Source organism: Dyadobacter sp. CY327 (assembly GCF_021390415.1).
Taxonomy (GTDB): domain Bacteria; phylum Bacteroidota; class Bacteroidia; order Cytophagales; family Spirosomataceae; genus Dyadobacter; species Dyadobacter chenhuakuii.
Genome location: NZ_JAJUXJ010000001.1, coordinates 1,519,315 through 1,540,746 on the forward strand (window position 1 = coordinate 1,519,315; position 21,432 = coordinate 1,540,746).

General features: G+C 46.4%; 21 protein-coding genes. 8 read left to right on the forward strand and 13 right to left on the reverse strand.

Annotated elements, in window-relative coordinates; all coding sequences use genetic code 11:
* Position 1 precedes the first annotated feature (1 nt).
* Genes LZG74_RS06380 through LZG74_RS06395 form a run of 4 tightly spaced genes read left to right on the forward strand, consistent with a single transcriptional unit; the run spans position 2 to position 2,885 of the window.
* On the forward strand, positions 2–790 hold the full coding sequence (locus LZG74_RS06380; RefSeq protein ID WP_233795749.1) for a DUF4905 domain-containing protein: 789 nt from the start codon (positions 2–4) through the stop codon (positions 788–790).
* A 3-nt stretch (positions 791–793) separates the two neighbouring features.
* Positions 794–1,864, forward strand: a complete 1,071-nt coding sequence (locus LZG74_RS06385) for a LysM peptidoglycan-binding domain-containing protein (RefSeq protein ID WP_233795750.1) — start codon at positions 794–796, stop codon at positions 1,862–1,864.
* An 18-nt stretch (positions 1,865–1,882) separates the two neighbouring features.
* Positions 1,883–2,095, forward strand: a complete 213-nt coding sequence (locus tag LZG74_RS06390; protein ID WP_035361453.1) for a hypothetical protein — start codon at positions 1,883–1,885, stop codon at positions 2,093–2,095.
* Positions 2,082–2,885 carry a TIGR02757 family protein gene (locus LZG74_RS06395; protein ID WP_233795751.1) on the forward strand — a complete coding sequence of 268 codons (804 nt, stop codon included), beginning with the start codon at positions 2,082–2,084 and terminating at the stop codon, positions 2,883–2,885. Before LZG74_RS06390 ends, LZG74_RS06395 begins: the two co-directional genes overlap by 14 nt.
* Positions 2,886–2,961: 76 nt before the next feature.
* On the opposite strand, the gene LZG74_RS06400 is transcribed toward LZG74_RS06395, so the two are convergent.
* The 4 genes from LZG74_RS06400 to LZG74_RS06415 form a co-directional block, all read right to left on the reverse strand.
* Positions 2,962–6,369 carry a ThuA domain-containing protein gene (locus tag LZG74_RS06400; protein WP_233795752.1) on the reverse strand — a complete coding sequence of 1,136 codons (3,408 nt, stop codon included), beginning with the start codon at positions 6,367–6,369 and terminating at the stop codon, positions 2,962–2,964.
* A 91-nt stretch (positions 6,370–6,460) separates the two neighbouring features.
* Positions 6,461–7,513, reverse strand: a complete 1,053-nt coding sequence (locus tag LZG74_RS06405) for a sugar phosphate isomerase/epimerase (protein WP_233795753.1) — start codon at positions 7,511–7,513, stop codon at positions 6,461–6,463.
* Positions 7,514–7,531: 18 nt separating this feature from the next.
* A complete protein-coding gene (locus LZG74_RS06410) occupies positions 7,532–8,677 on the reverse strand; it encodes a Gfo/Idh/MocA family protein (RefSeq protein WP_026630904.1) in 1,146 nt (381 codons plus the stop codon).
* Positions 8,678–8,715: 38 nt separating this feature from the next.
* Positions 8,716–9,843 carry a Gfo/Idh/MocA family protein gene (locus tag LZG74_RS06415; protein WP_233796334.1) on the reverse strand — a complete coding sequence of 376 codons (1,128 nt, stop codon included), beginning with the start codon at positions 9,841–9,843 and terminating at the stop codon, positions 8,716–8,718.
* 242 nt (positions 9,844–10,085) lie between these two features.
* Here LZG74_RS06415 and LZG74_RS06420 point away from each other — a divergent pair, with 242 nt between their 5' ends.
* Positions 10,086–11,324, forward strand: coding sequence for a sugar MFS transporter (locus LZG74_RS06420; RefSeq protein WP_233795754.1), 1,239 nt, complete (start codon positions 10,086–10,088; stop codon positions 11,322–11,324).
* A gap of 74 nt (positions 11,325–11,398) precedes the next feature.
* On the opposite strand, the gene LZG74_RS06425 is transcribed toward LZG74_RS06420, so the two are convergent.
* Both LZG74_RS06425 and LZG74_RS06430 read right to left on the reverse strand, forming a co-directional pair.
* Positions 11,399–13,807, reverse strand: a complete 2,409-nt coding sequence (locus LZG74_RS06425; protein ID WP_233795755.1) for an endonuclease MutS2 — start codon at positions 13,805–13,807, stop codon at positions 11,399–11,401.
* Between the two features lie 97 nt (positions 13,808–13,904).
* Entirely contained in the window at positions 13,905–14,423 is a 519-nt protein-coding gene (locus LZG74_RS06430; protein WP_233795756.1) for a hypothetical protein, read from the reverse strand.
* Positions 14,424–14,568: 145 nt separating this feature from the next.
* On the opposite strand from LZG74_RS06430, the gene LZG74_RS06435 reads away from it, so the two are divergent.
* Positions 14,569–14,865 carry an iron-sulfur cluster assembly accessory protein gene (locus tag LZG74_RS06435; RefSeq protein WP_233795757.1) on the forward strand — a complete coding sequence of 99 codons (297 nt, stop codon included), beginning with the start codon at positions 14,569–14,571 and terminating at the stop codon, positions 14,863–14,865.
* A 13-nt stretch (positions 14,866–14,878) separates the two neighbouring features.
* Here the strand turns inward: LZG74_RS06435 and LZG74_RS06440 are convergent, their stop codons facing one another.
* Positions 14,879–15,451: an NUMOD4 domain-containing protein gene (locus LZG74_RS06440; protein ID WP_026630910.1), complete on the reverse strand. Its 573-nt coding sequence runs from the start codon at positions 15,449–15,451 to the stop codon at positions 14,879–14,881.
* Positions 15,452–15,589: 138 nt separating this feature from the next.
* Between LZG74_RS06440 and LZG74_RS06445 the strand changes: the two genes are divergently transcribed.
* Complete coding sequence (locus LZG74_RS06445) at positions 15,590–15,949, forward strand: CoA-binding protein (protein ID WP_233795758.1); 360 nt, start codon at positions 15,590–15,592, stop codon at positions 15,947–15,949.
* 5 nt (positions 15,950–15,954) lie between these two features.
* On the opposite strand, the gene LZG74_RS06450 is transcribed toward LZG74_RS06445, so the two are convergent.
* The 5 genes from LZG74_RS06450 to LZG74_RS06470 form a co-directional block, all read right to left on the reverse strand.
* Positions 15,955–16,956: a 3-oxoacyl-ACP synthase III family protein gene (locus LZG74_RS06450; protein WP_233795759.1), complete on the reverse strand. Its 1,002-nt coding sequence runs from the start codon at positions 16,954–16,956 to the stop codon at positions 15,955–15,957.
* A gap of 54 nt (positions 16,957–17,010) precedes the next feature.
* Positions 17,011–17,730 (reverse strand): CDP-diacylglycerol--serine O-phosphatidyltransferase, encoded by a 720-nt coding sequence (gene pssA, locus LZG74_RS06455; protein WP_233795760.1) that lies wholly within the window; start codon positions 17,728–17,730, stop codon positions 17,011–17,013.
* A 3-nt stretch (positions 17,731–17,733) separates the two neighbouring features.
* The gene (locus LZG74_RS06460; protein ID WP_233795761.1) at positions 17,734–18,372 is read right to left on the reverse strand and encodes an MBL fold metallo-hydrolase; all 639 of its coding nucleotides are present in this window, start codon (positions 18,370–18,372) and stop codon (positions 17,734–17,736) included.
* 150 nt (positions 18,373–18,522) lie between these two features.
* A complete protein-coding gene (locus LZG74_RS06465) occupies positions 18,523–19,224 on the reverse strand; it encodes a hypothetical protein (RefSeq protein WP_233795762.1) in 702 nt (233 codons plus the stop codon).
* 96 nt (positions 19,225–19,320) lie between these two features.
* Entirely contained in the window at positions 19,321–20,025 is a 705-nt protein-coding gene (locus LZG74_RS06470) for an SAM-dependent methyltransferase (protein ID WP_233795763.1), read from the reverse strand.
* Positions 20,026–20,106: 81 nt separating this feature from the next.
* Between LZG74_RS06470 and LZG74_RS06475 the strand changes: the two genes are divergently transcribed.
* Positions 20,107–20,538 (forward strand): hypothetical protein, encoded by a 432-nt coding sequence (locus LZG74_RS06475; RefSeq protein ID WP_233795764.1) that lies wholly within the window; start codon positions 20,107–20,109, stop codon positions 20,536–20,538.
* On the opposite strand, the gene LZG74_RS06480 is transcribed toward LZG74_RS06475, so the two are convergent.
* Positions 20,531–21,307, reverse strand: a complete 777-nt coding sequence (locus LZG74_RS06480) for an alpha/beta fold hydrolase (protein ID WP_233795765.1) — start codon at positions 21,305–21,307, stop codon at positions 20,531–20,533. The genes LZG74_RS06475 and LZG74_RS06480 overlap by 8 nt on opposite strands.
* Positions 21,308–21,432: the final 125 nt, after the last annotated feature.

Below are 21,432 nucleotides of genomic sequence, written 5' to 3' on the forward strand. Positions count from 1 at the left end.
ATTGCAAAAGGTCTTTTCTCAACGGTTTTTACAAAATATCTGGCGGATTTTACCCAACGCCGATCCGGACAGCGATCTCTGGGTGGTGGAATTGCGCGACACGACATTGAAAAAAGTATCATTTTGTGTCATTGATACGGCACAAATGACACAGCTGTGGCATCATTCGCCCGACGAAGCCGATTGGTGGAGTTCCCTGACCGCATTTTCACAGAACAGCATTTTCCTGCACAATTATCGTTATCCGGATATTCCCGAACCCACCGACTTACTGGCATTCTCAGCCACCGACGGGCATTTTCGGTGGGCCTTACCCGGACATTTAATGGTAAGGCAGCTGGATTCCAGGCATATAGAAGTCGCAACCAAGTCGGGAGAGCAGTTTATTCATAAAGTATGTGATGTGGAGACAGCTGCAACCGCGTCGCTGAAAGAAAATTATGGGCCCCAAATGGAAAAAGTAATTTTACAGGAACCGGTTCGTTACAGGAAGGACAGTGTTTATTTCCAAAAGCTGGCCTCATTTATCCGCGAAATAACCAACGGGCATGAAGCCGTAACGATTGATTATTTGGAGAAAAGACCCTATATAATGTTTTCTTATTATATTTACGATCGGGATAAATCAGTTCAATACCTCCTCATTGTGACAGATCAAAGGCAGTTGGTTTTACATGAACAACTATCTGAAGAACGCGAAGGAATGGGCCGCTCAACGATGATGTTAAAAGCATCTACATTGGTTTATCTTAAAAATAACAACGAGTTTTCGAGTCTAACACTTTCATAATAAATGAAATACATTTTTTGCCTGACCATTTTGTTAGGTTTGTTGACAGGTATGAGTGAGGCCCGGTCAAACGGGAGTTATAAGGTTGACTCCGTTGGGGTCGAAAGAGTGGGAGGTAAGATTTTCGTTCTGCATAGGGTAAACCAGGGGCAGACCATGTTTGCGGTGGTCCGTCAGTATGGCACTTCCATTCAGGCGCTTCGCGAGGCTAACCCCGGTATGGCTGATCAGATCCAGTCAGGACAAACGATAAGGGTGCCTTACACGCCGAAAACCAGCAAGAAGGATTCGAAAAAGGAAGACAAGAAAGAGGATAAAAAAGAAGACAAGAAAGAGGATAAAAAAGAAGCAGCAAAAGCTGAGGCGAAGGAGGTAAAACCGACTGTAACCACACCTGCGGCTACAACACCTGCTCCCACAGCACCCGCCGCTGCGACACCCGCTGCACCGGCACCTACAACAACATCTGCACCAACTGCCAGCGCAACCGTCGCTGCGCCAGCCAACGGCATACACAAAGTTGAACCAGGTGAAACGCTTTACCGTGTTGCAGTAAAATACGGCGTATTAATGGCCGATCTGAGAAAGTGGAACAACCTGGCCGACGATAATCTTAAAGACGGACAGGAGCTGATCGTCAGCGAGAAAGCACCGGAAAAGCCGGCTCCAACGGTTGCAGCGCCTGCGCCGAAGGTTACTACTACAACCACTGTGGTAAAGGATTCTGTAAAGGCAAAAGCCATTGTTCCTGAGAAAGTAGTAAAGCCGGTTGAAGAAGTTGCGCCTCCAAAAGTCGTAAAGGGCAAGAAGAAATCAGAATCCGGTCTTGCGGAAGTGATCGAGACGGATGAAAGCACCAGCAAATTTCTGGGCTTGCACCGCACCGCTCCTGTGGGCGCTTTGGTGGAGGTTTTGAATGAATATAATCAGGAAAAAATCATTGTACGCATCATTGGCCGTATTCCCGATACGAGCATTAACGATGACATTGTAATCAAGTTATCTTCAAGGGCTTTTGAAAAAGTTTCGCCTAACAGCAAACGATTCCGGGCAGTTGTGAGTTATCTTGAATAAGCATCCCACATCAACATTATGAAGCATTTACCTCAATTTCGTTCAAAAAGAGAAGAGGAGCGAGCAGCACTGAAAAACACAACCGGCTATAAATTATGGAGCGTGATGTTCACGATTCTATATCCGTTTATTGCCATCTTTACCTTCTTGTTTTCGGGCATCATTATGTTTTTCTCAGGTATTTCAAAAGTTTTGGCTTACCTGTTCGGAGGAAGCCATGCACGGCACTGAGGTTATCATCCCTACATTTTCATCATTCGTCACGGATTTACTGGAAGAAAAGGCTGAGCAATATAATCAGCCCGCATTCATTCCCTTGGACCCGATCAGCATTCCGCATTCATTTTCTGTAAAACAGGACATTGAGATTATGGGCTTTTGGGCGGCTGTGCTTGCCTGGGGACAACGGAAAACGATTATTAATAAATGTCACGAATTGTCTGCGCTGATGGATGGCGCACCTTACGACTTCGTTCTTAACCACACGGAAAGCGATTTAAAGCCATTCCTGCATTTCAAGCACCGCACATTCAACGCGACCGACACACTTTATTTTCTCCATTTTTTCCAACAGTATTACCGCCAGCACGAATCGCTTGAATTTGCATTCAGCAGCCATATGCAGGAAGGCGAAGAAACTATCGAAAACGCATTAATAGGTTTCCATAATCTATTCCGCGACTCGGAGGACTTCCCAACCAGAACGGCCAAACACATTGCCACACCATTAAGAAAATCTTCCTGCAAGCGCCTGAACATGTTCCTGCGCTGGATGGTCAGGAAAGACGACAAAGGCGTAGACTTTGGCATCTGGAACACCATTAAACCATCCCAGCTCGTCTGCCCCTGCGACGTCCACGTAGACCGCGTCGCACGACTGCTAGGCCTCATCAAACGCCCGCTCACCGACTGGCAAACCGCCAAGGAACTCACTGCATCATTAAAGCAACTAAGTCCCGAAGATCCCGTGAAGTATGATTTCGCGCTTTTTGGGTTAGGGATTGAGGGATTTGCTAAGTGATCTTTTCTGTACAAAATAAAAAAAATGCTGGCTCCATCTCGAAGCCAGCATTTTTTATCAAATCAACGTCAAAACCTTACAACGCTGCGCTATCGAACTTTATCCATTCGATTCCGAAAAGTGGTTTCGGGCCTGCTGAGGGGTTTTTGAACACGAAAAATAGCTTGTGCAGCTTGTTGTCTGCCGGCGCTTTAATAGTAATGTTGATGGTTTCGGCCTTATCAACCTTTCCTTCACCAACTTTTGGTCCGGCAACACCATCGAGGTGGATTTCCAGTATTCCGCCTGCTGTCCGTTCCGCAACCGAAGTTACGGCCACCGACAGATTTGAAATTCCACTCAGATCAATGTCATCAAATGTGATGAAACTGCCGTTTTTTGTCCCAATGACCATTTCACCGCCTTTTTCATTTTTGAATTTGAAAATGTTGCTGGTGCTGTCCGCCGCGTTCGCCAGCAATGTTGCAGGACGCAATGCAATCGTTTTTGAGCCGGTTAATGGTCCCATGGCTGCGCTCCCCTTGTCGGTATAGCTGGCCGTGAAAATGTACGAACCGTCTTTTTTCTTGGCTTCGGTCACATAACTGCTTTTGAGCGGCTTTTTATCCACCACTTTTTCCTTCGCCAGGGAAAGAATGTATTTCACCATTTCTTCCGCTTCTTCCGGCTTATGCTGCGGATGCGCTGCCATAGCCTGCTCTCCCCAAACACCGCCACCGCCTCTGATCACCTTGTCGGCCAGTGTTTTAACCGAGTTGCGTTCTTTTTCATAGCGTTTTGCTACTTCTATGTAAGCCGGTCCGATCGATTTCTTATCGATCGAATGGCAAGCCTTGCAATCGCTCAGCTCGATCAGCCGTTTGCCCGTTTCAAAACCTGTATTTGCAACGTGGCCCTGTGCCAATTGCGTTTTATCAAAGCCTTCCAGATAATTGATGGTCAATGTTACCTCATCTTCCGGAATCTTCTTGTCGGCCAGGCTTCCGTCTTCCTTATCCGCCACGGAAACTTCGTAGTTTACAGGTTTATCATTCCAATAGAAAGTCTTGTTTCCCTTGATGGCCACATCCACTTTTGGAATGGCATTGCCAGCTTTCACAGTTACTTCAGAAGTGTTCGAATTGCCGGCACTGTCCGTCACTTTTAAAATCGCAATGTACTCACCTGGCTTTGCATAAGTGAAGCTTGAATTGGCAACCGTGCTTTTTGGAAGTCCTTTACCAAACGTCCATTCATATTTCACCGCATCGCCGTCATGATCGATAGAGCCTTTTGAGGAGAAATTAACTTTTAAAGGAACCGCTCCCACTGTATTTGTAGCAGTTGCTAATGCAACCGGAACGCGGTTTCCTGCATTATAAGTAATGTGCGACAAGCTCGCCTCATCATTTTGTGCAAACCAGTTCGGGCCGTATTCCAATGTATACAATGAGCCGTCATTAGCAAACTGCATATCAATCGGGTGACTGAATTTCGTATTGGGCAGGAAGCGCTCAATGTTCTGCAAATCACCTTGCTCATTCATGGTTACCACATTAATGTAATCACGGATCCAGTCGTAGGAGAAGAATTTGCCGCTGTAATAGCCAGGGAATTTACTCTTGCTATCCTGAAAATCAGCAGCATAGTAAACAGGGCCAGCCATTGCATTACGGCCGCCTTTGCCTACAATAGCGCCAAAGTCAGGTGAATCGGCATATGGGTAGTAAATGTATGCAGGCTGCGCAGGCGGAAGTTCCTGTAAACCAGTGTTATGCGGTGAATTGTTGATAGGCTTAGCCGGATCGAAAGGTTTTCCCGACGTGCTGTCCGCAAAATTGAATTCAACGTATGGCTTATTGTCGGCAATGAACAGCGGATAACCGAAGTAGCCTGCTTTTCTTGCCTGGTTAACCTCGTCATAACCACGCGGGCCGCGTTTTGGATCATCATTGGATGCATCCGGGCCTACGTCACCCCAATACAAATAACCCGTATGCTGATCCACTGAAATACGATACGGATTTCTCGTTCCCATAACATAAATCTCTGGTCTGGCTTTCGGGTCTCCGGGAGGAAACAGGTTTCCTTCCGGAATGTCATACAAGTTGGTCCCGCCCGGCATGTTCGCACGACGATCGCCATATCTTGGCTTGATCCTGAGCACCTTACCACGCAAGGAATTCGTGTTTGACGAAGTATGGCGACCATCCCAGCCTTCACGTCCCGGCCGTCCGTCGATTGGTCCATAACCATTTGATTGGAAAGGGTTTACGTCATCACCCGTAGATAAATACAAATTGCCCTTTGCATCCCAGGCGATCGAACCTCCCGTATGGCAGCAATCATTTCTTTTCACAGGCACAGTCAGCAAAACTTCCTCGGTTGAAAGCAGCAATGTGTCTTTTACATCATCATATTTGAAGCGCGACAAATGCTGAGCGGTGTCTTTTTCAGTTGAAGGCGGCGAATAGTAAAGGTAAACCAGCTTGTTGGTCTTGAAATTAGGATCGATGTTTAATCCCATTAAGCCATATTCTTGTTTGATATAAACCGGAACATCAGCAACGACCTTGATCTTACCTGTTTTCGGATTATAAAGTTTAAGCTTTCCTTTGCGCTCACTTAACAAAACGCGTTGATCGTCAAGCACAACAAGCTCGGTTGGTTCGTCCAGTTTTGTTGCCAGCACTTTCTTAGTGAAGCGGTTTTCTTCCGGACGGGATTTGGAATAATCCAGCTTGGAAGCCATGACGTAATTCAAGCCGCCGGTTAAATGTTTTACAAAAACGGGGTTAACGAATGTTGCGTCCTCATGGCCGAAATTGGTATAAAATGCCTTTCCACCGTCGTATTCGTGATACCATGACATGGGATGGTCATCGCCCATTTTGCCGTCTTTGTAAGACTTTTCATCGATCTTAACCAACACATTCACTTTCGGATTGAAGTTTTTGAAATCATAAAACTCATCCTTAATCTTCCATTTTTTAGGAAAATCGGTCATGGATTCGTGCTTGTCATTCACCACATAAGCCTCACCTTCCTGCACATTCGGATTGCCCGGATGGCTCAGGAATTGTGCGCCTGCCAGCTTGTTATACCACGGCCATTCATATTCTGTGTCCGTAGACGCGTGAATGCCCAGATAACCACCGCCAGCCTGAATGTAACGTTCAAATGCATCCTGCTGCTTGTCGTTCAGGATGTCGCCTGTTGTATTCAGGAAAACGACAGCGCTGTATTTTTGTAAGTTTTTTTCATTAAAAACAGAAGAATTCTCTGTTGTATCCACTGCAAAGCCCTTCTCTTTGCCCAGCTTAATAAGCGCCGTCCGTCCGGCCGGGATCGATGCATGTCGGAAGCCTGCAGTTTTTGAGAAAACAAGCACCCGCTTTTCAGGGGTCACCGTTTGCGCGGTTGCATTTACACAAAAACAGGCCATAGCCACAATGCCAATCTTCCGCAGCTGTTTTGGTAAAATCTGATTTAAAAAATTACTCATTCTTAGAGTCATAATGGGGTTAACTGATATAGCAAAAAAACCTATCTTCCATAAGGAAAATAGGTTTTCAATATACTTGTGAAGTCGACAATTAAAGTCCTAACACCTTGCGGTTGAATGCCTCATCGGCACCGGTTCCGGCAAAATCGTCAAATGCTTTAGTTGTAACTTCAATAATATGGCTCTCAATAAACGGTGCGCCTTCCGCGGCTCCCTGAACGGGTGACTTAATGCAGCATTCCCATTCCAAAACCGCCCAGCTATCATAATCATACTGAGATAATTGCGAGAAAATGCTGTTAAAATCAACCTGACCATCGCCTAACGAACGGAAACGTCCTGCACGATCGGCCCAGCCTGCAAAACCGCTATAAACGCCTTGCTTACCGGTTGGATTGAATTCCGCGTCTTTTACGTGGAATGCTTTGATGCGGTCGTGGTAAAGGTCGATGAATTGCAGATAATCCAATTGCTGCAATACAAAATGGCTTGGATCATAGTTAATGTTGGCGCGCGTATGGCCGTCTAAATAGTCAACAAACATTTCGAATGTTGAGCCATCGAACAAGTCCTCGCCCGGGTGCAGCTCGTAGCATACATCCACGCCGTTTTCGTCATAAACATCCAGAATCGGTTTCCAGCGCGCTGCCAGTTCTTTAAATGCAGTCTCAACCAAACCGGCAGGGCGTTGCGGCCATGGGTAAAGGAATGGCCACGCCAATGCGCCTGAGAATGTTGCACTGGCTTTCAAACCCAGGTTTGCGCTCGCTTTGGCAACATATTTCAAATGCTGCGTTGCCCATTCTGCGCGTGCTTTCGGGTTATTCCGAACTTCCGGAACCGCAAAACCGTCATACATTTCATCATACACCGGGTGCGAAGCAACCAATTGTCCGATAATGTGAGACGCCAGTTCAGTGATTTCCAAGCCTTTATCAGCCAGCTTTCCTTTCAGCTCATCCGCATAAGTCTGCGATTCAGCAGCCTGCTTCACATCAATCACACGCGGATCCCAGGTAGGAAGCTGCAAGCCTTTATAGCCCAACCCCGCCATGTAATCAGCGATAGAATCCAATGAATTAAACGGAGCCTCATCGCCCAAAAACTGGGCAAGAAAGATTCCAGGTCCTTTTATTGTTTTCATAATGTTATTGATTCAAAATTAAATAGTTACCCAAGCCTGTGCTTTGTTGCTTTCCAGGATTTTTTCGCAGATCAGCAGTTCGCGGTAGCCGTCTGCGAAGGTTGGGAATGTTGGTTTTTCTGGTTGTTTGCCTTCTGCAATGGCGGCGTACACTTCTTTGAACATTTGTTTTGAAGTGTCCGGGAAGCCTTCGTTGTGTCCGCCCGGGAATGTGATGGTGGAGCGAACGTCTTCATTTACCAGAGACGGGTCCCGCATCAGGATTTCATTGGCTTTGTCACGGTTTCCGATCCACATTTCGTTGGGTGATTCTGAGCACCAGCTGAATGTTTTCTTCGAACCGGAAATTTCCAGGCTCATGCGGTTTTTACGGCCGGCAGAAACTTGTGAAACGGTGATAACCCCTTTGTTACCATTATCGAAACGAAGCAAAACGTTCGCATGATCTTCGGTAGTAATGGGGACGTCTGCGTAATCTTCCGGCTGCAACATTTTGCCTGAATAAGTTTCAACGGCTTTAAGCGGTTTTTTACGCGTTTTATGAACGGTGTTGAAATCGGCCATAACGGCAACAGTTTTCAATCCCGTAATGTATTCCAGGATATCCATTAAGTGCGAGCCAATGTCGGCAATGGCGCGGGAATCGCCGGATTTGTCCGGTTCAAGGCGCCAGTTGTAATCGGTTTGGTAAAACAGCCAGTCTTGCAGGTAAGAACCGATGAACGAATAAATTTCACCCAATTCTCCTTTTTCGCGCATGGATTTCATCTGGCGCGCCAGAGGGTAATAACGCAAATTAAAGTGAACTGCATTAACCAAGCCAGTTTCAGCAGCCAGTTTTACCAGTTCCTCTGCTTCATGCAGGTCCTTGGCAAGTGGTTTTTCACAAATAACATGTTTCCCGGCAAGCAATGCGGCTTTTGACTGGGAATAGTGAAGAAAGTTTGGTGTACAAATGTGAATCGCCTGAATGTCATCTTGTTTCAGTAATTCATCAAATGTGTAGGAACGGGCGATTCCGAGTCCATCTGCTTTTTCTTTTGCAAGCTCAGCGGTTACTTCGCAAAGTGCAGCAACTTCTACATTGGGAAGACGTCTCAAAGCTTCGATGTGTGCGGGCCCAATGAAGCCGGTTCCGACAACGCCAACTTTAATTTTGTTCATAAAACGGGTATTGAATGAAAAGGTGAAAAAAGATTAGATCAGAAATTTGTCCATTTGGTATCCGAAGCATTTGATGCTATGACGGCATCAATGAACTTCATACCCCTAAGGCCATCCTGTGCCGACGGGAAATCATAAACGGGATCAGCTTTGCCTCCTTCCCAGTATGCTCTCAAATGGATGGCAAAATTGCGGTACAGGTTCGCAAATGCCTCAAAATAGCCTTCCGGGTGACCTGCGGGAATGCGGGTGTGCACCTGAGCGGCTTTGGATAAGTTACCTACACCGGTGCGGATGATCCGTGCGCCCTGGTTGGTTTTGTGGATCAATGTGTTCGGGTCCAGCTGCTTCCATTGCAAGCCGCCTGTTTCGCCGTAAACACGAATGTTCAGGTCATTTTCTTCGCCGTTGGCGATCTGGCTGTTTTGCAGAATTCCTTTTGCACCGTTGTCGAAACGCAGCAATACATGCGCATCGTCATCCAGTAAGCGGCCTTCGACGAAAATTGTCAGATCGGCGCAAACCTGAGTGATTTTCAGCCCGGTAATGTATTCGGCCAGGTTTTCGGCATGTGTTCCAATGTCGCCTAAGCCGCCCGCAGCGCCTGAGCGTTTCGGGTCAGTTCTCCATGCAGCCTGCTTGTTACCAGTCACTTCCACCAATGTTGCCAGCCAGCCCTGCGGATATTCCACAATCACTTTCCTGATCTTGCCGATAGCACCCGAAGCGATCATATGTTTCGCCTCTTTGACCATAGGATAACCCGTATAATTGTGGGTAAGGCAGAAAATCAAGCCTGTTTTTTCAACCAATGCTGTAATTTCCTCCGCTTCCTCCGTATTTAATGTGATTGGCTTATCGCAAACGACATGAAAACCGTTTTCAAGGGCTAGTTTAGTAGGGGCCTTGTGCATGTGGTTGGGCGTTACAATGGCCACAAAATCCATGCGTTCTCCTTCGGGAAGCTCTTTTTCTTTGAGGATCATCTCCTCGAAATCGTTGTATAATCTATCCTCCGGCAAATATAAGGCTCTGCCCGTCTCTTTCGATTTGGAAGGATCGGAACTGAACACACCACAAACCAGCTCTATTTCTCCATCCATAATAGCAGCACGGCGATGGACGCCGCCTATAAAGGCATCAAGCGATCCGCCCACCATACCCATCCTAATCTTTCTTGACATTCCAGTTGGTTTAAAGTTTTGAAAAGATTTATAACATGTTAAAGAGTAGTATAGATGACTCTTACTTCTTACAAATATAATTTTAACACTTAAAAAACACTTCCCGGGCATAACTAAATGCAGTAGAAAAAGCGTTTATTTGTTTTTTCTGTGAAATTCTTACATAAAAACAGCAGTCTCCATAAGGTTAATCATCCATTTAAATAACAAACCCTTTTAGTCTCATGACTCAAACAATTAATAGCGACAGGCTTTTTAATGCTAGTTGTTTTGCTCTTATTACCACCGCTTTTTCTTTCAGTATCCGGGCGGGTATCCTTCCACAGCTGGGGGATGAATTTGGCCTGACTGCGGAGCAGCTTGGGTTTATTAACCTTATGTTTTTCCTCGGTTTTCCCTTGTCCATGATCATTGGCGGACTTGTTTACCACACCGTGGGCCCAAAAATCATCATGCAGATTGCATTTGTCTGCCACGTAATCGGCATTCTTCTTACCATATATGCAGGCGGTTATACCGGCCTTTTGATCTCGACATTTTTTATTGGAATTGGAAACGGGTGTACGGAAGCGGCCTGTAACCCAATGATAGCGGACACTTACGAAGGTTTGAAAATGAATAAGATGCTTAACCGTTTCCACATGTGGTTCCCGGGCGGAATCGTTGTAGGAAGCTTGATATCTAAATTTATGACTGATGCGAACCTGGGATGGCAGGCGCAAATCTGGGTGATTATGATCCCGGCTGTGATTTATGCATTCTTGTTCTGGGGACAGGCATTTCCTAGGCCTCACGTTGCAGGTGTAACTTCTATCGGCGAAAACCTGAAAGCAATGGCCTCGCCTTTGTTCATATTTATCTTCGTTTGCATGATGCTAACGGCTATTTCTGAGTTCGGGCCACAGCAATGGACTGGTTTGATCATGAGCAAAAGCGGTGCAAGTCCAATGCTTATTCTTGCGCTCGTAACAGGCTTAATGGCTTTGATCCGCTTCTTCGCTGCGCCAATCGTGAAAGTACTTGGCGCAACAGGGATTCTTTGGGGCTCGTCTGTGCTGGCGGCTATCGGAATCTATTTATTCAGCACGGTAACAGGCGGAGCGGCTTATGCGGCAGCGGTTATCTTCGCGATGGGCGTGGGCCTTTTCTGGCCAACAATGATTGGTTTTATTGCACAGAATGTTCCGCTTAGCGGCGCGTTGGGAATGTCCATCGTAGGTGGTGTGGGTATGTTCTCAACTGCGATCTGGCAGCCTGTTATCGGTAAATGGCTTGATGATGCGAAAGCTGAAAAAATTGCAGCAGGTCTTACAGGTGATGAAATGGAACTGGCAGCCGGTCAGGCGACGCTCAGCACCATGATCATTTTCCCTGCGATTTTGATCGTTGCATTCGGGATTTTGTTCTTCTGGATGAAAGGCAGACGTTCAACAACCACAACTACGGCGGCTGCAGCACATTAATTTTGCTGGGCTTATAAAATAGGAGAGGGTGCCGGAAGGCACCCTCTTTTTTGTTGATATGAGATAGATAAACGCTATTTCAATTTTACAATGGTAACACCCGCCCCGCCGCGGTCCGGATGCTCGTCCTGCATGCCGGAAACTTGCGAGTAACCTCTCAAATGGTTCCTTACCAACGTCCTGAGTATTCCGTCGCCTTTACCGTGTACGATGCGCAGTTCGTCGTAGCCGAGCATGATGGCGTTGTCCATGAATTGGTCCACAAGCCCCAATGCTTCTTCCCCGCGTTTGCCGCGCATATCCAGATTGAAACTGAAATTGAGCATACGCTCATTCAAATCAACGCCCTTAGCACTGGTTTTTAACTTCTTTTCGCCTGTTGCGGCTTTGTAAGTTTTGTTGGAAACCTTTTCCAATCGATTCAGCTTAATGGTAGATTTCAGGTCACCGATCCGCACTTCGGCGTCTTTTCCTCTTAATCCAATGACCTCACCAATAGCCGTTTGGCCCACAATCCGGACGTAACTGCCAGGGATAATGTCGCCGCTTTCGGGTTCAAAAATGTCCTCTGCCGGTGCCGGTTCGGTCACTTGTTCCAGTTCAAGGTTTTTCTTGCCAAATTTTTCAAGCTCGACCCTTACTGTCTTTGTTTTTTCCTTTTCGGCTTTATTTTCTTTAATCTCCCGGATCGTGTTTTCAATCAGCTGGTTAGCGTCAGAAATGAGCGTTTTGGCTTTTTGCTTTGCCTCGTTAACGATCTTTTTCTCATTGTTATCCAGCTTTTCTTTCAGTGCCGTGTAGTCAGCAAGTTGTTTGGCCAGTTTGCGCTCCTTAATGCCGACTTCAATGTTCTTTTCGGCGAAAACCCGCCTTTCAATGTCGAGCTCTTTCAACAGTTTTTCAAAATTCACCTGCTGCGTTCCCAGCTTTTCCTTCGCCCGGTCAACCACAGCATTCGGCAGCCCTATTTTGGAAGCGATTTCAAATGCAAAAGAACTGCCGGGCCTTCCTATTTCGAGTTGATAAAGCGGCTCCAAGTGCTCACCGTCAAAACGCATGGCACCATTCACAAGGCCTTCGGTTTTGTCCGCAAGCACTTTCAGGTTGGTATAATGCGTATTGATGACGCCATATGCACCTGATTTGGTCAGGTTTTCCAGGATTGCTTCGGCTATTGCTCCGCCAAGTCCCGGCTCCGTTCCGGTTCCGAATTCATCGATCAGGAAAAGCGTGCGCCTGTTGGCCATGGCCAGGAAATGGCGCATGTTTGTAAGATGTGAACTGTATGTACTCAGGTCATTTTCAAGTGATTGCTCATCACCGATATCAATGAAAATGTTTTGGAAAAAACCCATTGTAGAACCTTCTGCAACCGGCACCAGCAAGCCGCATTGGAACATATATTGGATCAAACCCACTGTTTTCAACGACACCGATTTTCCACCTGCATTTGGCCCGGAAACAATGAGTATGCGTTGCTTTTCCTGCAATTCAATATTAAGCGGAACCACTTTCTTGCCTTGTTTTTGGAAAGAAAGATGTAATAACGGGTGCCTTGCATCACGCCAGTCGATAAACTGCTTATTGAAAAAAGGCGGGTTAATCGCACTCATTTCAGCAGCGAGCTTTGCCTTGGCCCTCAGGAAATCCATCAAGCCCAAAAAGCCATAGGCCTTTTGCAGATCCGGGACGTAAGGACGGAGCTGTGCCGTAAGTTCCAGTAGAATCCGGTTAATTTCGCGGCGTTCCTCGTATTCCAGTTCACGGATCTCGTTATTGGATTCTAAAACATCCGTTGGTTCTATGAATACGGTTTGCCCGGTGGCCGACTCGTCGTGCACGAATCCTCGCAGCTTCCGCTTGTGTTCGGCGGCAACGGGAATAACCATCCGGCCATTTCTTATGGTCAGCGAAACATCGTCGCCTACCCAGCCATTGCTCCGTGCCGATTTCAGGATTGTATCCAGCTTCTTGCGAATGCCCGCCTGTTCGGATATAAGCCTTTTTCTGATGCGCGATAATTCGGATGAAGCCGAATCGCGGATCTGCCCCCGATCATCAATAATGCGGTCAATGGCGTCCGTAATGGCCTTGTCGACGCGGATTGTTTTGGCATACTCACCCAGGATCGGGTAAGCTTCCGGCTCTTCATTTGCGAAAAAGCGAAGGCAAAGTCTGATAGTGAGCAGCGAAACTTTAATGTCAGAAAATTCGGCCTGCGTGAGCAGCATTCCCTCAATGGCCGCGCGTTTCAGAAAGGAAGTGGCGTCAATGTAATTTTGAGAAGGGAAATTTTCACCGATCTGCATAATCTTCTGCATTTCAGCTGTTTGGCTTACCAGCTTTTCGACAAGTCCGAAATTTTCCGAAAACTTGATTTTCTCAACGTAACTCTGTCCCAGCGGGCTTATGCAAGCTTCTTTGAGCCGCTCCCGCAGCTTGTCGAAGCCTAATTTTTGTTCTAATGTATTGGGATAAAGCATTTTTTATGGCTATCGGCCTGCGGCAATCCGCTTTCGGCCTGAAATATTGTAAAACATAACGCAATCCGACAGCCATGACCCGACAGCCGGTTGCTTTTTAAAATAAAGTCCTGATTTCTTCTTTCAAGACCTTTAATGCATGTGCCGAAGGCTGCACTTCTCTCTCGATCACGTGCGAAAATATTTTTTTTGCAAGATCCGCAGGAGGAGAGTCCGCAGCCACTTCCGTAGAAGCCTGGTTGATGACTGCAACCATTTCGTTCATAGCGTTCGTGACCTGTTCCCATGCATTGCTGCTGATATACATTTGCTGCGCAACATTATGATTGTATTCTTCGCGGATCTCGTGCAGCAGGATCTGTTGCAGTTCCAGGGCGCTCATTGCCGAGGGCACCAGTCTTATCAACAAATTATTAGGTGCGATCCGTTCTAGAAAGAGGCACATGCGTTCGTAAGCCTGCAACCTTAATGGAAGTGTAATGTCGGTATGTTTGCCGCGGATTTCCCATCTTTGCTTATCCGACAACTTGGATGCTACGGTTGTAATGGTTGCATAAATGCCGAAGATTATGGCGAGGCCAAGCACGACAATAACAAGCAGTGAATAATATTCCATCGTTTTTAGAATGCTGATTTTGATCAATAAACCGCAAAATTAAAGGAATAACTGCATTAAGCAGAGAATTATTTGAAATAGCGAATGGATTAACAGCCTTTCGTGTTCATGGAGATACTTAACACAACATTGCATCAGATTTAAAATGGAAAGCCCTGTTCAGCTTACAGAAAAGGCCAAAACGGAAATAAGGACAACATTAGCCGCCAATAAAATTCCAGATACTTACGGATTAAGGGTCGGACTCAAAGGCGGCGCATGCAGCGGTTCATTTCTGCTGGGTTTTGACACCGCAACCGAGCATGACCAGACTTATGTGGTGGACGATATCAAGATCTTTGTAGACAGGCGACACCTTATGTACGTAATCGGTTTGTCTGTCGATTTCGAGGAAGGAGCGAACGGCACTGGTTATACGGTTTCTACCGAGGAAAAAGTGTAATTAAGTATTTGCTTTAATCTTCAATGGTTACATGTTTCCAGTTTTCTCCCGAACGAATCCTGTTGAGCTGCGTATGCGTGATCCCAAACTGCTTTGCAATCATTTTTAAGCGGTTATTGTCGTTCTTTAACAGCTTCTTAATGATCCTTACCTTGCTTTCCGTCAGTTTATAATTTTTAGTCCTTCTTGGAATAACACGGTTGATAAAAGCAGGGTTTTCCCGGTTGTGGTCGATCATTTCAGCTTTTGTAACCCATTTCAGGTTCTCGAAATGGTTGTTTTGTTTTTCAAAATCCGAGTGGATCACGAAGATGTGCTCATCGCTTGGTTTGTCAACAAAATGCTCCGCTACAAGCTTGTGCACGTATCTGTTGATTGTCTTTCCGCCTGTTACCCGTATATTTAATGACCTGTAACCTTGTATTACAGAGCCTTTTATCACTGCGCCTTCCTTTGGATTATTCTGAAAGCTCTTTAATCTGCCGTAATTTGATACTTCGTAATGAGGAGCGTTCTCGATTTCGTCGAAGATAATTTTTGCCCACTTTTCGTTCCAGAAACTCCGACCTACATTTGACTCATTCATTTTGATACAATATATAATAGTTTTTAAAGCTGATTTTAGTACTCACTCTCACGATCTGTTGTCTTGGAAACGATTTTGCATCTTTTCGATGTTAATGAGCAAGGAATATGATTCCATTTGTTCACTAAATCTAAAAGTATGAAGCGCACGCTTGTCCTCGGAGCAACCTCAAATCCCACCAGATACGCTTATCTGGCTGCACAAAAACTCAGAACCTACGGACATCCGATTTTGCTCCTTGGCCGGAGAAAGGGAACTGCATTAGGTGAAGAAATTCATTTGGACAAACAAGATTGGAAGGATGTAGATACGGTGACGTTATACATTAATCCAACCCATCAGCCCGAATATTACGATTATATCCTTTCTTTAAACCCTAAACGCGTCATCTTCAATCCCGGTACAGAGAATCCTGAATTTAAAAGCATCCTTAAAGATAAAAATATCATACCAATAGAGGGATGCACGCTAGTAATGCTTTCAGTTGGCCAATATTAGGCTATTTACCACCTGATCAGCGCAGAAGCCCACGTAAACCCGCTTCCGAAAGCAGCCAGACAAATCAGGTTTCCATCTTGTAACCGGCCCTGCTCCCAGGCTTCCGCCATGGCGATGGGGATGGAGGCCGCCGTGGTGTTACCAAAACGTTGAATATTATTAACCACCTGTGTCTCAGACAGCCCTAATTGCTGGCGGACATAGTCGCTGATGCGGATATTGGCCTGGTGCGGAACCAGTAAATCAAGATCGCTTTGCTGGAATCCATTCGCTTCCAGGGCCTCATTGATCACCTCTCCGAAACGGACGATTGCGTGCTTGAAAACCGCATTTCCATTCATATGAACATTGAAACCACCCTCGTCGAGCATCTCTTTTGTGGCAGCCCGGCCAGGGCGGCTGCTGCCTGGTTCTTTTACATATAAATCTTCTGCAAAACGCCCGTCTGCGTGAAGGTGTGTAGATAATATACAATGTTGGGGATCTTCAGTGGCGGTAAGAACCGCTGCTCCAGCGCCGTCTCCGAAGATTACGGCGGTGTTTCTGCCGGCCGTGGTCTTGTCAATCCAGGAAGACTGGATCTCGCTGCCGATCACCAGTGCTGTCTTATACATGCCGGAGCGGATGAACTGATCTGCAATGGAAAGCGCATATACAAACCCGGAACATTGCTGACGGATATCGATCACCGGCTTCCCGTCCATGCCGAGCTCGCGCTGCATTAAAAAGGCGGAGCCGGGAAAGAAATAGTCGGGTGTAATGGTGGCGTAAACAATAACGTCGATGTCGTTGGGCTCCAAACCTGCACGTTCCAGTGCCTGCCTGGACGCTGCGGCGGCCATGCTGTAATTGGTGTCTTTTCCATGCTCAAAGTAGCGCCGTTCGCGGATTCCGGTCCTTTCCTGGATCCATTCATCCGAAGTCTCCATCCATTTGGTCAGGTCATTATTGGTGACAATGTTATCAGGCACGTAATAGCCAAGACCGGTTATTTTAGAGAAAGCCATACTTTTTTTGCGAAGAATTACTTGAAAACACCCGTGACAAAGTTGCAATAAAAACTAAATGTTACCAATTGATCTATTCTTTTTCGTGACATTATCCGCCACCGAAAGCAGGATGTAAAGAATGATAATGGCGGGCACTGCAAGAATTTTAAGCGTCAGGATCAGGATCACCGTCGATGCGATCAGCAAAAACCGGAATTCATTCCCTTGCCAGCCGAAATGCTTGAATTTCAATGCAATCAATGGCATTTCCATGACCAGCATGAACGACATTACAACGGATAAGATGAGGAGATTGGTGGTGTTGACAATAATGTCTTTCCAGAACGGATCTTCGGTCAACAGGATAACCGGAAGCGATGCGATCAGCATTGCGTTGGCCGGTGTGGGCAGGCCAATGAAGGAATCGCTCTGGCGGGGATCATTGTTAAACTTCGCCAGCCTTAGCGCTGAGAATATGGCAATGATAAACGCAGGATAGGCTTTCCATATGCCGAGCAGGTCAGGAATGCTTTGCATCAGGAGCTGATAAACGATAATGGCAGGCAGCAATCCGAATGTTACCATGTCGGCCAGCGAGTCAAGATCTTTTCCGATGGCAGAACTCACTTTCAATAGCCTCGCCAAAAAGCCGTCAAAAAAATCAAAAATAAGTGCTGCCCCGATTAAAATGCAGGAAATAACCAGATTATTATGAAACGCTTCTACGACGCCTATGCACCCGCATAGCAGGTTTGCACAGGTGAGGGCGTTGGGAATGTTGCGGCGGATCATGGGTTATTTGAAAAAAGGGTTGTTCTTCTTCTCAAAACCAATGGTCGTTGCATGCATATGGCCTGCGTAAACCTTATAGTCATCAGGCAATGTAAACATTTTGGTGCGAATGCTGTTGATTAAAATCTCATGGTTTCCTCCCGGCAGATCCGAACGCCCGATGCTCATGTAAAACAGTACGTCACCGCCAATTACGAAATGATCGGCATGGCTTACAAATGCAACGTGTCCGGGAGCGTGGCCGGGGACAAAAATGACTTCCAGCTCAGTTGTACCGAATTTCACAATTTCTCCTTCGGTAAGATAACGGTCAATTTCGGGCTCGTCAAACTGGTAAAAGCCATAATTGGAAGCGTAAGTTTTAACGGCTCGCAGGTAAGGTTCATCGATCTGGTGCAACGCGAAGGGAATGTTATATTTCCGTTTTACAGCTGCAACGCCCAGGACATGGTCAATGTGTGCATGCGTGTTGATGATCGCGACCGGTTTCAGGCCATTTTTTTCAATAAAACCATATAATTCCTCGTATTCATCTTTCTCCACACAGCCCGGATCAATGATGACCGCCTCGCCCGTTTCGTCATAAAGCACGTAGGTATTTTCCTGAAATGGGTTGAATGTGAAAGTCTGAACGGTCGTCATTTTATATGGATAAGAGCTGCAATAGTTTCGGACGAAGTTACAAAACACTTTGCAAACAGACCTGAAAGATGCCCTGAATGTGCCAAAAACAAAAAGCGCCGCTACATTAAAAATGCAGCAGCGCTTTAAATCATAAGTTGCCAGGAGCCGTTATTGCGCAGATATAAATGCTTTGACCCGGTCGTAATAAACGGTGTTGAGACCTTCATAACCGGAATCAACGCCCACAAAGAGCCAAATCTCACCATTCTCGTTGGCCTTCACGGCAAATGGTTTCGTGTTGGACTTTTTGGTGAGCCTGAATGCGCTCTGAGTGCTTTCGTTGGTTGCGTTTCCAAGGATAACCGCATCAACGCCTTCCTCCGACTGGGCTCCCTTGTCAAGATTGAATTCGTATGTTCCACTTACCAGTCTCCGGCCTGGCTGAACACCGGACGCGCCGGCTTTCAGAAACATGGAACCGCCGGGAGCGCCGCCGGCGCCTATGCCGTCTTCGGGATAATTTGTTGCAATGGTTACTTCAAATGTGATGTTGTAAGTCTGGTTCGCATTAAAGCCGGTCAGTCTCTTTTTGAGATACATAAACATATCATCACTGCGATTTGACGCCTCAACGAAATAGGCGTATTTGCTCGTATCCAGGCCGGTTGGCAGCCGTGAGCGGACCGCTAACATGCGAAGTGTTGAAGAATCGGTGGTTGTGTCGTATTCAGCAAATTCAGCTGCCCAGCCATCCGTGCCGGTTTCAAAAGCGGAATCGGAGATAAATACGGCATTAAGCGAATCGTCGTCCTTACACGATGACATGAAAGCAGCCAGCGGAAAGACCAAAAACAGGATCCATTTTTTCATGGTGGAGTAAAGTTTGTAGTTGAGTTATTGACTTTAATTACCATTAAGATCAGTTCCCCGCACAGATGGTTGGAAAGATTGTATAACATTTCAGCATTATCCAATCAGGAAAATCGAAGGTTTCTTGTGCAGATCGGGCTTGGCCGACTTCCAGTTTTTGACAGACATCGTCTTAATAAACTCATCCTCAGCCGTCACATTGGCAGCAATACAAAGCATGGTATCCGGTGCGCAGGATTCGAGGATCGCCTCTAAAAATGTGTTGTTACGAAATGGTGTTTCCATGAAAATCTGCGTCTGGCCGGTTTGTCTAGAGTCGCGTTCCAACTGCTGCAAAGCTTTTTTCCTGTCGGACTTATCAATGGGCAGATAGCCGTGAAATGCAAAAGACTGGCCGCTCAGCCCAGAAGCCATCAGCGCCAACAAAATAGAGGAAGGACCAACCAATGGCACCACCTGAATGCCCAGTATATGAGCCAGGCCCACCGCCACGGCGCCGGGGTCGGCCACGCCCGGGCAACCCGCTTCCGAAAGCACGCCCGCATCCTGGGTAAGTGCCCGCAAATGCTCCCGCGTAATGTGCTCAGGCGTATCCTTATGCAGCTCGATAAATGTTAATTCGTCAATGACCTTACCTAACCGGAGGCCGCTGATAAAGCGCCTGGCCGTCCGCACATTCTCTACAAAAAATACATTCAGATTTTGGATCGTGCTAAGAATCTGAGGGCTTAGCACTTTCTGCTGTGTATCATCTGCAAGGATGGTCGGGATAAGATAAAGCTTGGTAGGGAGTTGATTCATAAGTTAATGTGAAATTTAAATTTTCTTCCAACCTTATTCACCTGATTTGTTTCATATGTGAAATAACAAAGTTAAAAGACAATGAAACAGTTACTATACATACCCTTCTGTATCGCCCTGTTGTTATCCTGTAAAAAAGACACAATGGAGGCAATGAACGCCCCGGAGCTTTTATCTGTTCAGGGCAAATGGTATCTTACCGCAGTTGAGAAAAACGCCATCGACGGCAGAAATAAGGTCTGGGAGCCCATCGACCTCGCCAAGGCAGACACGCTGATCTTCCGTTCCGACGGTGTGATGCTGGACACGGACGGGAAACCGCGTTGCTGCGCCCCGGGAATGCTCATCATCAATGATCAGGTAATGCCTGTTAAGCCGCAGGTCGCGCTTCCGCCGAATCCATTATGCGTACTCGTCAATTGTGTTAATTGCCCCAGTTGGGAAATAGAGCTATCCGGTCCTGAAATGATCGTTACGCCGTGCAATAATCAGCGGCTTAAATATGTCAGGTAGTTTCTTCCAGAAATTTCAGCAGCGCGGCAACAAATGCTTTCGGTTGCTCCGCCTGCACCCAATGTCCCGCGTCGGCAATGCTTTCGAGCCGGGCATTCGGAAATATTTTTAGTATCCCTTCCCAGTCTTCATCAACAATGTATTTGGAGTTTTCACCCTTGATAAAAAGGGTGGGAGCTTCAATTTTTTGTTTAGAAACAATCTCTGATCCTACCTTGCTCATATCGGATGTGAGGATTGGCAAGTTAAACCGCCATCCGAAACCACCTTCGTCTTTCCTGTATAGATTTTTAAGCAAAAACTGACGCACCGCTAAAATCGGCTCGTATTCGCTTAATATCTCATCCGCCTGGTTCCTGCTTTCTATTTCGTTGATAGGAATCGCATTAAGTCCTTCCAATATTCTTTTATGATGGATAGGGTAGGCTTTGGGTCCTATGTCCACAATGACGAGCTGTGTAAGGGTTTCCGGGTAAGTCACGGCGTATTCCATAACGGTTTTGCCGCCCATGGAATGGCCGATCAGAACAGGATCAATGATTTGGTGCTCTTCCAGAAAGCCCTTCAAATCTGCTGCCAAGGTCTGAAAATCCAGATGTCCCTCGTGCGGGGAACGTCCGTGGTTGCGCTGGTCGACGAGATATACCTGGAAGCCGTGTTCAGAAATGGTCTTGCCAATTGTAAGCCAGTTGTCGAGAAAACCGAAAACGCCGTGGAGAATAATCACAGCCCTTCCGCTTTCACCGATCTGTTTATAGTTGAGTTGCATTATGTATTGGAAATGGTTTTAATAGTCGAAATGTAAAAGTCGGGCTATTTATAAGAAGGACAAAACCAGGCCGGTTTTAATTCAACATTGATTTTCCAGGATCTTTTTGCGGGTGTTTCAAAAAT

Bases quoted from the DNA above. Each gene is read 5' to 3' on its own strand.
- LZG74_RS06385 (WP_233795750.1), top strand. From the start codon at position 794: ATGAAATACATTTTTTGCCTGACCATTTTGTTAGGTTTGTTGACAGGT.
- LZG74_RS06390 (WP_035361453.1), top strand. From the start codon at position 1,883: ATGAAGCATTTACCTCAATTTCGTTCAAAAAGAGAAGAGGAGCGAGCA.
- LZG74_RS06395 (WP_233795751.1), top strand. From the start codon at position 2,082: ATGCACGGCACTGAGGTTATCATCCCTACATTTTCATCATTCGTCACG.
- LZG74_RS06400 (WP_233795752.1), bottom strand. From the start codon at position 6,369: ATGAGTAATTTTTTAAATCAGATTTTACCAAAACAGCTGCGGAAGATT.
- LZG74_RS06405 (WP_233795753.1), bottom strand. From the start codon at position 7,513: ATGAAAACAATAAAAGGACCTGGAATCTTTCTTGCCCAGTTTTTGGGC.
- LZG74_RS06410 (WP_026630904.1), bottom strand. From the start codon at position 8,677: ATGAACAAAATTAAAGTTGGCGTTGTCGGAACCGGCTTCATTGGGCCC.
- LZG74_RS06415 (WP_233796334.1), bottom strand. From the start codon at position 9,843: ATGGGTATGGTGGGCGGATCGCTTGATGCCTTTATAGGCGGCGTCCAT.
- LZG74_RS06420 (WP_233795754.1), top strand. From the start codon at position 10,086: ATGACTCAAACAATTAATAGCGACAGGCTTTTTAATGCTAGTTGTTTT.
- LZG74_RS06425 (WP_233795755.1), bottom strand. From the start codon at position 13,807: ATGCTTTATCCCAATACATTAGAACAAAAATTAGGCTTCGACAAGCTG.
- LZG74_RS06430 (WP_233795756.1), bottom strand. From the start codon at position 14,423: ATGGAATATTATTCACTGCTTGTTATTGTCGTGCTTGGCCTCGCCATA.
- LZG74_RS06435 (WP_233795757.1), top strand. From the start codon at position 14,569: ATGGAAAGCCCTGTTCAGCTTACAGAAAAGGCCAAAACGGAAATAAGG.
- LZG74_RS06440 (WP_026630910.1), bottom strand. From the start codon at position 15,451: ATGAATGAGTCAAATGTAGGTCGGAGTTTCTGGAACGAAAAGTGGGCA.
- LZG74_RS06445 (WP_233795758.1), top strand. From the start codon at position 15,590: ATGAAGCGCACGCTTGTCCTCGGAGCAACCTCAAATCCCACCAGATAC.
- LZG74_RS06450 (WP_233795759.1), bottom strand. From the start codon at position 16,956: ATGGCTTTCTCTAAAATAACCGGTCTTGGCTATTACGTGCCTGATAAC.
- pssA (WP_233795760.1), bottom strand. From the start codon at position 17,730: ATGATCCGCCGCAACATTCCCAACGCCCTCACCTGTGCAAACCTGCTA.
- LZG74_RS06460 (WP_233795761.1), bottom strand. From the start codon at position 18,372: ATGACGACCGTTCAGACTTTCACATTCAACCCATTTCAGGAAAATACC.
- LZG74_RS06465 (WP_233795762.1), bottom strand. From the start codon at position 19,224: ATGAAAAAATGGATCCTGTTTTTGGTCTTTCCGCTGGCTGCTTTCATG.
- LZG74_RS06470 (WP_233795763.1), bottom strand. From the start codon at position 20,025: ATGAATCAACTCCCTACCAAGCTTTATCTTATCCCGACCATCCTTGCA.
- LZG74_RS06475 (WP_233795764.1), top strand. From the start codon at position 20,107: ATGAAACAGTTACTATACATACCCTTCTGTATCGCCCTGTTGTTATCC.
- LZG74_RS06480 (WP_233795765.1), bottom strand. From the start codon at position 21,307: ATGCAACTCAACTATAAACAGATCGGTGAAAGCGGAAGGGCTGTGATT.